Here is a 10,981-nt window from a genome sequence, read left to right as displayed (position 1 = left end):
GCGGTTCGGGGGGCTGGACATCATGGTGAACAACGCCGGCATCACCCGCGACGCCACCTTGCGAACGATGACCGAGGACCAGTTCGACCAGGTGATCGCAGTGCACCTGAAAGGCACCTGGAACGGCACCCGCCTGGCTGCGGCGATCATGCGGGAGAACAAGCGCGGTGTGATCGTCAACATGTCCTCTCTGTCGGGAAAGGTCGGCCTGGTCGGTCAGACCAACTATTCGGCGGCCAAGGCCGGCATTGTCGGCATGACCAAAGCCGCCGCGAAAGAACTCGCCCATCTCGGGGTTCGGGTCAACGCGATCGCACCGGGGTTGATTCGTTCGGCGATGACCGAGGCTATGCCGCAACGTATCTGGGATGCCAAGCTCGCCGAGGTACCGATGGGACGGGCCGGGGAGCCGGCCGAAGTCGCCGGTGTCGCGCTGTTCTTGGCGTCGGATCTGTCCTCGTACATGACGGGCACCGTGCTCGAGGTGACCGGCGGGAGGTTCATGTGAGGGACACGGTGATCTGCGAACCGGTCCGGACACCGATCGGCCGTTACGGCGGGGTGTTTAGGTCGTTGACCGCCGTCGACCTCGGCGTGGCGGCGTTGAAGGGGCTGCTGGAGCGGACCGCGATCTCCCCGGAGGTTGTCGACGACGTCGTTCTCGGCCACTGTTACCCGAGCACCGAAGCGCCGGCGATCGGGCGGGTGGTGGCCCTGGACGCCGGTCTGCCGGTGACCGTTCCGGGCATGCAGGTCGACCGGCGGTGCGGATCCGGCCTGCAGGCGGTGATCCAGGCGTGCCTGCAGGTCGGCAGTGGCGTCGACGACGTGGTCATCGCCGGCGGCGCGGAAAGCATGAGCAACGTGGTGTTCTACTCCACCGACATGCGCTGGGGCGGGGCTCGCGGCGGCGTGCGCATTCACGACGGGCTGACGCGCGGGCGCACCACTGCCGGCGGCCGTTACCACCCGGTGCGGGGAGGCATGCTGGAGACGGCAGAGAATCTACGCCGGCAGTACGGGATCTCCCGCACGGAACAGGACGAACTGGCGGTGACGTCGCACCAACGAGCGGTTGCCGCGCAAAACCAGGGCGTTTTCGCCGACGAGATCATTCCTGTCGCAGTTCCGGTCCGGCACGGCGCGCAACGCATGCAGCTCGTCGACACCGATGAACACCCCCGCGCCGACACGTCGCTTGAGACGCTGGGCAAGCTCAAACCCATTCTGGCAGAAGATGACCCAGAGGCAACGGTTACTGCAGGCAACGCCAGCGGACAAAACGACGCTGCCGCGATGTGCGTGGTAACCACACCGGAGCGGGCCGCCGAATTGGGGATGACCCCGCTGGTGCGGCTGGTGTCGTGGGCGGTCGCCGGCGTGGCGCCTGCCGTCATGGGCATCGGCCCGGTGCCGGCGACCGAGGCGGCGTTGGCCGGAGCGGGCCTGCGGCTGGCCGACATCGACCTGATCGAGCTCAACGAGGCGTTCGCCGCCCAGGCACTGGCGGTGCTGCGCGAATGGCGATTCGGGGCATCCGACGTGACGCGGACCAACGTGCACGGCTCCGGGATTTCGCTCGGGCACCCGGTCGGCGCGACGGGAGCGCGGATGCTGGCGACGATGGCGCGGGAGATGACCCGCCGCCAGGTGCGCTACGGCCTGGAGACCATGTGCATCGGCGGTGGCCAGGGCCTGGCCGCTGTCTTCGAGAGGGTCTCGGAAGGTGGCGTTGGATGACCAAGCTCGCCCAGACGTTGGGCCTCACCCAAAGCCAGACGGAAATCATCGAAACAGTGCGGGAATTCGTCGAAAAGGAGGTTATGCCCAACGCGGCCGATCTGGAGCGTACCGACACCTACCCGGAGACGATCGTTCACCAGATGCGCGAGCTGGGTCTGTTCGGCCTGATGATCCCTGAGCAGTACGGCGGGCTGGGTGAGTCCCTGCTCACCTACGCGTTGTGCGTCGAGGAGCTGGCCCGCGGGTGGATGAGCATTTCGGGAGTGATCAACACCCACTTCATCGTCGCGTACATGATCTACCAGCACGGCACCGACGAACAGCGGCAGCGATTCCTGCCGCGGATGGCAACCGGCGAGACACGCGGCGCGTTTTCGATGTCGGAGCCCGAGCTGGGTTCCGACGTCGCCGCAATCCGCACCCGGGCGACTCGCACGCCCGACGGCGGCTACCGTATCGACGGCCAGAAGATGTGGCTGACCAACGGCGCCAGTTCGACACTCATCGCGGTGTTGGTGCGCACCGACGAAGGGGCGGACACCCCGCATCGCAACCTGACCGCGTTCCTCGTCGAAAAGCCAACCGGATTCGGGGAAGTCGCGCCCGGGCTGACGATCCCGGGCAAGATCGCCAAGCTGGGCTACCAGGGCATCGACACCACCGAGCTGGTTTTCGACGGCTACTCGGCCAGCGCCGACGACATCCTCGGCGGCACGCCCGGCCGGGGCTTCTTCCAGATGATGGACGGCATCGAAGTAGGGCGGGTCAACGTCGCGGCGCGAGCCTGCGGGGTGGGGATCCGCGCGTTCGAACTGGCTGTGCGGTATGCCCAGCAGCGCAGCACATTCGGTAAGCCGATCGCCGAGCATCAGGCGATCGCATTCCAGCTTGCCGACATGGCGACCAAGGTGGAGGCTGCGCACCTGATGATGGTCAACGCCGCCCGGTTGAAGGACTCCGGGGAACGTAACGACCTGGCCGCCGGAATGGCCAAGTACCTGGCTAGCGAGTACTGCAGTGAAGTCACCCAGCAGAGCTTCCGGATCCACGGCGGATACGGCTACTCCAAGGAATACGAGATCGAACGGCTGATGCGCGACGCGCCGTTCCTGCTGATCGGCGAGGGAACAAGCGAGATTCAAAAGCAGATCATCAGCAGACGGCTGCTCGCCGAGTACCGGGTCTGAGCAATGGCAGGCCCCGCAGGCCCCGACTTCGCCGCTCGGCCACAGCTTTCCGAGACGGTCGCGAGTTTCGTCCGGAAACGCATCTTCGATGGTGCCTACGCCGCTGGGGAGTATGTCCGGCTGGACCAGTTGGCGACGGATCTGGGTATCAGCGTCACCCCGGTGCGTGAGGCGCTGTTGGAACTGCGAGCCGAAGGGATGCTCGCCCAGCAACCGCACCGAGGCTTCGTGGTGTTGCCGGTGACCGCGCGGGATCTGGTGGACGTGGCGAATGTCCAGGCCTATGTCGGCGGCGAACTCGCCGCCCGGGCCGCTGCCAGCATCAGCGACCGCCAGTTGCGCGAACTCGACGAGATCCAGGCCCAGTTGGAAGACGCCTACACCGGTGACGACGACGAACGGACGGTGCGCCTGAACCACGACTTCCACCGGACCATCAACGTGGCGGCGAATTCGCCGAAACTCGCGCAGCTGATGTCGCGGATCACCCGTTACGCACCCGAATCGGTGTTTCCCAGCATCGCCGGTTGGCCGGACCGCTCGGTTCGCGACCACCGGCGGGTGCTGGCCGCATTGGCAACGCACAATGGCGAGCTAGCCCGCACCGCGATGGCGGAACACCTTGCGGCAGGCGTGGAGCCGCTGATCGAACACCTGACCGGCCGCGGCGTGATCGAACCGGAAGACAGCGGCCGTATTGTTCGACGCCGTGGGCGCTGACCGCGCGGATGGCGACCGCTCTGGTCTACGGACTGCGGCGGCGCGGTGGCGGGTTCGGCGTCGCGGCGATATGCGCTGGCGGTGAGATGGGTGGTGCCGTAGTCGTCGAGGTCTGAGGCGTAGACCAGTATTGGTCTATGCACCAGCACAACCAACAGCACGACGCCCTTACCTACCTGACCTACGAAGAGTTCGGCCGTAAATTCTTCGAGATTGCGGTCACCGAAGAGCGCATAGCCGCCGCATTCGCCGTCATCGCGGGGGACGAGTTCGAGATGGCCCCCATCGGTCAGGGGCCGGGCAAGATCGCCCGAGTCAGCGCCAAGGTGAAGATCCAGCAACCTGAGGTCACCCGGAACCTGGGCGATGCAATCACGTTTGCCATTCACATTCCACTGGTCATCAACCTGCTCGTCGACCTGCGCCTAGACAAGCAGCGGTTCATCGTCGCCGGCGATATCGCGTTGCGGGCCACTGCCCGGGCCGCCGATCCACTGCTGCTGATCATCGACGTGGCAAAACCGCGGCCCTCAGACATCACCGTCCAGGTGTCGTCGCGGTCGATCCGTGGTGAGGTGCTGCGCGTCGTCGCCGGTGTCGACGGCGAGATTCGACGGTTCATCGCTTCCTACGTCGCCGACGAGATCGACAGTCCACCGGCTCAACAGGCTCAGATTATCGACGTTGCCGCGCGGCTGCACGCCGCATGGACCGGAATTTGACGTACCCGGGTCGGGCCGTCAGGGTACCCCGGGATGGGCGGCGGCGACGGAATTGGCGCGATCGGTGGGATCGCCCCGTGTGACGAGGGGGGACTCGCCTCGGAGCCTCATGCAGCAAGCGACATCGCTGATATCCAGCGGAACGACCAACGCCGCTGTTACCCGCGGAGGTCTTCGACAACGCACGGCGGCTCGGCAAGGTCGATCAGCTCCGGATCCCCGGTCAGTAGCACGAGGCCGTGGGCGGCGGCTGTCACAGCGGCGAAGCAGTCACCGAGAGCGATCGCGGCGCGGGCCTTTAGTCGGGCCGCTGCAACCATCCGGGCGGTGCCCGGCAGGTCCGGGACGAGGGTGGCGCGAAGCGCGCTGAGCGTCTCATCGGCGACCACGCGGTCGTGGTCGCGCTCCAATCGATAGTAGACCTCGACCAGGTTTATCCAGCTGATCACCGGCCCCGAGCAGAGCAGGCCATTGACGCGGGACAGCGCCGGTTCTTCCCCGTCGAGCCACGCCAGCACCGCCCACGAGTCCAGGCAGACGCTCAACGTGGTTCTTGCGCGCGATCTTCGAGCAACCGGGCCGCCATACCGCTGCCCGCGAACTGGCCCCCCAACGTGGCTGGCCGCCGCGACGCCCTGAGGACGATCAGCCCATTGCTCAACTCGAAGTCAACCTCATCGCCAGGATGAAGGTTCACCTCATCCCGAAGCCACTTCGGGATCACAACCTGCCCTTTCGCACCCATACGCCCAGTCATACTCGATGAGTATAACCACCTCGGGCCTTTTATGCGCCGCTGGCGGCGCGTGTGTTGGCTCCTCGGTCTGTTGGTTCTGTGACGCGGTGCGCCGCCTGGATGCTCACGGCAACCCGATCGGGGCCGCGCAGCACATCGAGGTCGACCTGTCGGGCAGCGCTTCGCGCCGCGACGCCCAGGCTCACTTGCCAAGGCCCCGGGCAGATTGTCAGATCGTCTGGTGGCGTCCGAAGAACTTGTGGTCTTCGCTGTAGCCGCCGTAGCCGCTGCCGATCTCTTTGTAGCTGGCGACGAATTCGATGCCTTTGATCCACTTCACCTGTTTGAAGCCGTGCTGCAGCTCATTGCGCAGCCGCAGCGGCCTGCCGTGCATGTAGGGCAGCGGCTCATCGTTCATGTTGTAGGCCAGCATCGACATGTGATTTCTCATCTGGTCGACGGGGTGTGCGTTGTAGTAGATGCCGCCGGTGGCGCCTAGTCCCATCGAGTAGAAGATGGCCCACTTGGCCTCGGGCAGCGGTTTGACGATGTCCATGATGGTCTGCATCGTCACACCGCCCCACTTGGCAACCCCGGACCAGGCCTGGATGCACATGTGCTGGGTGATCTGGTCATGGTAGGGCAGCGCCTTGAGGTCCTCCAGCGAGAACTCCATCGGGTTCTCCACCAGGCCGTAGACCTTGAGTCGCCAGTCTTTGAAGTCGCCTGCCTCCAGCTCCTTATACTCGACGGTCTCCGGGAGCCGGCCGTTGCGCCAGTGGTACGGCGAGATGTCGGCTTCGGTGAAGGTGCCCGGCTTGGGGTTGAGGTTTTCCAGTAGCCGCTGGAACGGGCCGACCAGCGCGTAGCCGACCCGCTGCACCACTCGTGGGTGCTTGATGGTGAATGGGGTGGCCCAAACCCAGGCGATGGCCGTGACCGTCATGGCCAGAGCGAAGACCCCGAAGCCCACCCAGCTATCGTCATCGCGGGAGGCGAACATGTGGTTGAGGTTGCGCAGTGCTTCGGTGGTGAACACCATCGTGACGTGCGTCAGGATGAAGAACAGGAAGTAGGCCAGCACGACGAAATGCAGTGAGCGCGCGACCTGCAGGTTGAGTCGTTTGCTGATGACGCCGAGCCGCTGCGAGAGTGCCGGTGACATGCCCAGGCCGGTGATCAGTGCGGCGGGCGCGGCGATGAAGACAGTGGTGAAGTAGGCCAGCAGCTGCAGTCCGTTGTAGGCCACCCAGCCGTTGTCGGCCGGCCAGTGCAGGGACATGTACTGGATCGCCACCGACAACGCGTTGGGAAAGACGTCCCAGCTGGTCGGCACGATGTGGCGCCAATGCCCGGTGGCGAAGAGCAGCACGTAGAAGATGGCGCCGTTGAGCAGCCACAGCATGTCGACGCCCAAATGCCACCAGCGGGCCAGCCCGATGGAATGCCGGAAGCCGGGCAGCCCGAACTGCGGGGGCAGCGCGACGGTGTCGGAGTTGGCGGTCCAGTACGGGTCGTTGGGCACCGGCGGGCCCACCCGCAGCCATTCGTCCTTGCCGGGAGTGGAGTTGCGGCTGAAGTACAGGCGCGGATGGTCGCAGAGGATCTGGATCCCGGAGCGGATGATGAACATCATCAAAAACAGGTTGAAAAAGTGCGTCCAGTTGGCCCACCACGGCAGCCCCGGCGGGCCGGCGGTCGACTCGTCGGCACCGGGGTGCTGGGCGATGAACTCCTCCACGCCGGGCATGTTGCGGATGCCTTTGCCGATAGCGATCGCCGCGATCAGCCCGACGAGGCCGATCGGGATCAGCCACAACAGGTTGAACCACTTGTCGCGGCCCACCCGTAGCTTAGGAGCGGTCGCGCGCCGGGTGAGGTCGAACCCGCCGCCGTAAGCCTCGACGTCGATGGTGTCGTCGGCGCCGTGGATCTCGGTGCGGTAACCCTGCTCCGACTCCATATCGACGTTGACGAGCTGGGCGGAATAGCCGACGCGGTGCGTGGGCTCGTTCTCCACCGAGCCGGCCGCCGGACCCGTCGAATCCCGGTGTGTTTCAGCGCTGTGTCCGTCGGTCGTGGTCACAGCCGCGACCATACACGAAAACCTCGGCGCACCGAAGTGATCTCCAGGGTGGCTACCAGACAAACCACAGTCTGGTGCGGTTGTATCGCCACCGGCCGGTTTTAACCCGCCGATTGGCCCGTTCGGCCACCGCCCGACGAGCGGATGTCACCGAACATCGCTAGCATGCGCAGTGGGGATCTCAGCAGGTAGGAGCAGCAGATGACGGCCAAGAGCGCGCCCGGGTCGCAGCACACCCGGGCACCGGGCGGGATTGGGGTCCACCGTGATTGACGAAGACCGGGGGCCCGGCTACGGTCTGGGGTTGTCGACCCGCACCCAGATGACGGGTTACCAATTCCTGGCGCGGCGCACCGCGATGGCGCTGACCCGCTGGCAGGTTCGCATGGAAATCGAACCCGGCCGGAGGCAGTCCCTGGCGGTGGTGGCCTCGGTGTCGGCGGCGGCGGTCATCTGCCTGGGCGCATTGCTGTGGTCGTTTTTGAGTCCGTCCGGCCAACTACGCAACGAATCACCGATCATCGCGGACCGGGATTCCGGTGCGCTGTACGTCCGGGTGGGCGACACGTTGTACCCGGCTTTGAATTTGGCGTCGGCGCGGCTGATTGCCGGGCGCCCCGACAATCCGCACAAGGTGCGGTCCAGCCAGATCGACGAGCAGCCGCACGGGCCGCTGGTCGGTATCCCGGGCGCACCGTCGGAGTTTCTCCCGAGGAGCCCGGCGTCGTCCTCGTGGCTGATCTGCGACGCGGTGACGAACACCCGGGGAGTGGGTGCGCCGTCACCCGTGACGGTGACGGTCATCGACGGAACTCCCGACATCTCGGGCCGGCGCCGGGTGTTGGGTGAGCAGGACGCGGTGGTGCTGCGATATGGTGACGATTCGTGGGTGATCCGGCAGAATCGCCGGTCGCGCATCAGCGCCGCCGACCGCGCTGTGCTGATACCGCTGGGATTGTCCCCGGAACAGGTTGACCAGGCCAAACCAATGAGCAGAGCATTGTTCGACGCGTTGCCGGTGGGGCCGGAATTGTCGGTGCCCGCCGTGCCGGATGCCGGCGCTCCGGCCCGCTTCCCCGATGCGCCGGGGCCGGTGGGAACGGTGTTCGTCACGCCGCAGCTATCCGGGCCACAGCAGTACTCGGTGGTGTTGCCGGATGGCGTGGAGACGGTGTCGTCGGTGGTGGCGAGGATTCTGCTGAACGCCGGCTCCAACCCCGACGGCAGACCGGCCGTGGTGGCGCCGCCGGCGTTGGCGAAGATGCCGGTGGTATCCGGGTTGGATTTGTCGGCCTACCCGGACGGCCCGCTGAACGTGGTCGACATCCGGGACAACCCGGCCACCTGTTGGTGGTGGGAGCGCACCGGCGGTGAGAGCCGGGCCCGGGTGCAGGTTGTGTCCGGCCCCACCATCCCGGTGCGGGCCGGTGACATGCACAAAGTGGTGTCGCTGGTGAAGGTGGACACCACCGGCCGCGAAGCCGACCGCGTCTATTTCGGCCCGGGCTATGCCAACTTCGTGGCGATGACGGGCAACGAAGCCGACGCCACGACAACCGAATCGCTATGGTGGCTGTCGCACGCAGGCGCACGATACGGGGTGCCCGACACCCGCGAGACCCGCACCGCGCTGGGCTTGACCGAGGACCCGACTCCCGCACCGTGGGTGGCGCTGAGGCTGCTGGCGCCGGGACCGACGCTCTCCCGAGAGGATGCCCTGCTGCGCCACGACTCGCTCCCGACCGACAAGAGCCCTGCAGAACTGGTGGTGCCGAAGTGAAACGCGGATTTGCCCGTCCGACGCCGGAACGGGCACCGGCGGTCAAGCCGGAGAACATCGTTTTGCCGACGCCGTTGAGCGTCCCGCCGCCAGAGGGCAAGCCCTGGTGGCTGGTGGTGGTCGGAGTGCTTGTGGTCGGACTGCTGGTCGGCATGGTCGCGATGACGGTGGCAAGCGGGTCGCGGATGTTTCTGGGTGCCGGCTCGATTTTCCCGATCTTCATGATCGGTGGGGTCGCCATGATGATGTTCGGTGGCCGTTTCGGCGGCGGCAATCAGCAGTTGAGTCGGCCGAAACTGGACGCGATGCGGGCGCAGTTCATGCTGATGCTGGACCGGCTGCGCGAGTCGGCGGCCGAGTCGGCAGAGAGCATGGACGCGAACTACCGCTGGTTTCACCCCGCGCCGGTGACGTTGACCGCGGCGGTGGGCTCGGCCCGGATGTGGGAGCGTCAACCCAACGGCAAGGACCTCAACTTCGGGTTGGCCCGGGTGGGGGTGGGGATGACGCGGCCCGAGGTGACCTGGGGCGAGCCGCAGAACATGCCCACCGACATCGAGTTGGAGCCGGTGACCGGCAAGGCGCTGCAGGAGTTCGGGCGCTACCAGAGCGTGGTCTACAACCTGCCGAAGATGGTGTCGCTGCTGGTCGAACCGTGGTACTCGCTGGTGGGGGACCGCGAGCAGGTGCTGGCGCTGATCCGGGCGATCATCTGTCAGCTGGCGTTCTCACACGGTCCGGACCATGTGCGGATGATCGTCGTCAGTTCGGATGTGGCGCAGTGGGATTGGGTGAAATGGCTGCCGCATTTCGGTGATCCGCGACGCCAGGATGCCGCGGGCAGTGCGCGGATGGTGTACGGGTCGGTTCGTGAGTTCGCCGCCGAGCACGGCGACTTGTTCTCCGGGCGGGGGTCGTTCATGCCGCGACACGCCAGTTCGTCGGCGGAGACACCGACCCCGCATCACGTGATCATCTGCGATGCTGCTGATCCGCAGTGGGAGTATGTCAACACCACAGAGGGCGTCGACGGGGTGACGTTCTTCGACCTGACCGGCACCGCGGAATGGACCGGCGTGCCCGAGCGGGTACTGCGGCTTGACGGCAAGGGCATCATGCACGCGCTGCCCCGTGACCGTGACACCTTGATGGTGATCGACGACAACGAGTGGTTTTTTGCGCTGGCGGATCAGCTGACCGCGGCAGACGCGGAGCAGTTTGCTCAGCGGATGGCGCACTGGCGGTTGGCCGAGGCTTACGAGGAGATCGGGCAGCGGGTCACGCACCATATCGGCGCCCGCGACATCCTGTCCTACTACGGCATCGAAGACGCCGGAAGAATCGACTTCGCCGAGCTGTGGGCGGGCCGCCACGACCCGCTCAGCCGGTCCCGGCTGCGGGTGCCGTTCGGCAACCGCGACAACGGCGAGCTGTTGTTCCTGGACATGAAGTCGCTGGACGAAGGGGGTGACGGCCCGCACGGCGTGATGTCGGGAACCACCGGCTCGGGCAAGTCGACACTGGTGCGAACGGTGATCGAGTCACTGCTGCTGGGGCACCCACCCGACGAGCTGCAGTTCGTACTGGCCGACCTCAAGGGCGGGTCGGCAGTCAAGCCCTTCGCCGGGGTGCCGCACGTGTCGCGGATCATCACCGACTTGGAAGAAGACCAGGCGTTGATGGAGCGATTCCTGGAGGCGATGTGGGGCGAGATCGCCCGCCGCAAGACGATCTGTGACAACGCCGGTGTCGACGGCGCCAAGGAGTACAACGAGATCCGCGCCAGGATGCAGGCGCGCGGCCAGGACATGGCGCCGCTTCCGATGCTGGTCGTCGTGATCGACGAGTTCTACGAGTGGTTCCGCATCATGCCGACCGCGGTGGAGGTGCTCGACTCCATCGGCCGGCAAGGCCGCGCCTACTGGGTGCACCTGATGATGGCGTCGCAAACCATCGAAAGCCGTGCCGAGAAGCTGATGGAGAACATGGGCTACCGGTTGGTGCTCA

At 66.0% G+C, this 10,981-nt stretch carries 10 protein-coding genes; 7 read left to right on the top strand and 3 right to left on the bottom strand.

Annotated elements, in window-relative coordinates; translation table 11 throughout:
- The 5 genes from fabG to AC2VOP_RS15875 form a co-directional block, all read left to right on the top strand.
- Positions 1 to 508, top strand: a 508-nt coding sequence (gene fabG / locus AC2VOP_RS15895; protein WP_486961881.1) for a 3-oxoacyl-ACP reductase FabG, incomplete at its 5' end; no start/stop codon positions are given.
- Entirely contained in the window at positions 505 to 1,740 is a 1,236-nt protein-coding gene (locus AC2VOP_RS15890; protein ID WP_486961880.1) for an acetyl-CoA C-acetyltransferase, read from the top strand. The genes fabG and AC2VOP_RS15890, both read left to right, overlap by 4 nt.
- The gene (locus AC2VOP_RS15885; RefSeq protein WP_486961879.1) at positions 1,737 to 2,930 is read left to right on the top strand and encodes an acyl-CoA dehydrogenase family protein; all 1,194 of its coding nucleotides are present in this window, start codon (positions 1,737 to 1,739) and stop codon (positions 2,928 to 2,930) included. Before AC2VOP_RS15890 ends, AC2VOP_RS15885 begins: the two co-directional genes overlap by 4 nt.
- A gap of 3 nt (positions 2,931 to 2,933) precedes the next feature.
- The gene (locus AC2VOP_RS15880) at positions 2,934 to 3,650 is read left to right on the top strand and encodes a GntR family transcriptional regulator (protein WP_486961878.1); all 717 of its coding nucleotides are present in this window, start codon (positions 2,934 to 2,936) and stop codon (positions 3,648 to 3,650) included.
- A gap of 137 nt (positions 3,651 to 3,787) precedes the next feature.
- Entirely contained in the window at positions 3,788 to 4,372 is a 585-nt protein-coding gene (locus AC2VOP_RS15875) for a hypothetical protein (RefSeq protein ID WP_486961877.1), read from the top strand.
- 158 nt (positions 4,373 to 4,530) lie between these two features.
- On the opposite strand, the gene AC2VOP_RS15870 is transcribed toward AC2VOP_RS15875, so the two are convergent.
- The 3 genes from AC2VOP_RS15870 to AC2VOP_RS15860 all read right to left on the bottom strand — a co-directional run bounded on the left by AC2VOP_RS15870 (position 4,531) and on the right by AC2VOP_RS15860 (position 7,071).
- On the bottom strand, positions 4,531 to 4,917 hold the full coding sequence (locus AC2VOP_RS15870; RefSeq protein ID WP_486961876.1) for a PIN domain-containing protein: 387 nt from the start codon (positions 4,915 to 4,917) through the stop codon (positions 4,531 to 4,533).
- Entirely contained in the window at positions 4,914 to 5,117 is a 204-nt protein-coding gene (locus tag AC2VOP_RS15865) for an AbrB/MazE/SpoVT family DNA-binding domain-containing protein (RefSeq protein ID WP_486961883.1), read from the bottom strand. Before AC2VOP_RS15865 ends, AC2VOP_RS15870 begins: the two co-directional genes overlap by 4 nt.
- A 220-nt stretch (positions 5,118 to 5,337) precedes the next feature.
- Positions 5,338 to 7,071 (bottom strand): molybdopterin-dependent oxidoreductase, encoded by a 1,734-nt coding sequence (locus tag AC2VOP_RS15860; RefSeq protein WP_486961882.1) that lies wholly within the window; start codon positions 7,069 to 7,071, stop codon positions 5,338 to 5,340.
- Positions 7,072 to 7,459: 388 nt separating this feature from the next.
- Here AC2VOP_RS15860 and eccB point away from each other — a divergent pair, with 388 nt between their 5' ends.
- The gene (gene eccB, locus AC2VOP_RS15855) at positions 7,460 to 8,974 is read left to right on the top strand and encodes a type VII secretion protein EccB (RefSeq protein ID WP_486961875.1); all 1,515 of its coding nucleotides are present in this window, start codon (positions 7,460 to 7,462) and stop codon (positions 8,972 to 8,974) included.
- A partial coding sequence (gene eccCa / locus AC2VOP_RS15850; protein WP_486961874.1) for a type VII secretion protein EccCa occupies positions 8,971 to 10,981 on the top strand: 2,011 nt, incomplete at its 3' end. The genes eccB and eccCa, both read left to right, overlap by 4 nt.

The organism is Mycobacterium sp. TH-M106 (assembly GCF_057473765.1).
The sequence above is the reverse complement of the archived record's forward strand: the minus strand, read 5'-3'. Positions and strand labels throughout refer to the sequence as shown.

Bases quoted from the DNA above. Each gene is read 5' to 3' on its own strand.
- AC2VOP_RS15880 (WP_486961878.1), top strand. From the start codon at position 2,934: ATGGCAGGCCCCGCAGGCCCCGACTTCGCCGCTCGGCCACAGCTTTCC.
- AC2VOP_RS15860 (WP_486961882.1), bottom strand. From the start codon at position 7,071: ATGGAGTCGGAGCAGGGTTACCGCACCGAGATCCACGGCGCCGACGAC.
- AC2VOP_RS15885 (WP_486961879.1), top strand. From the start codon at position 1,737: ATGACCAAGCTCGCCCAGACGTTGGGCCTCACCCAAAGCCAGACGGAA.
- AC2VOP_RS15865 (WP_486961883.1), bottom strand. From the start codon at position 5,117: ATGGGTGCGAAAGGGCAGGTTGTGATCCCGAAGTGGCTTCGGGATGAG.
- AC2VOP_RS15875 (WP_486961877.1), top strand. From the start codon at position 3,788: ATGCACCAGCACAACCAACAGCACGACGCCCTTACCTACCTGACCTAC.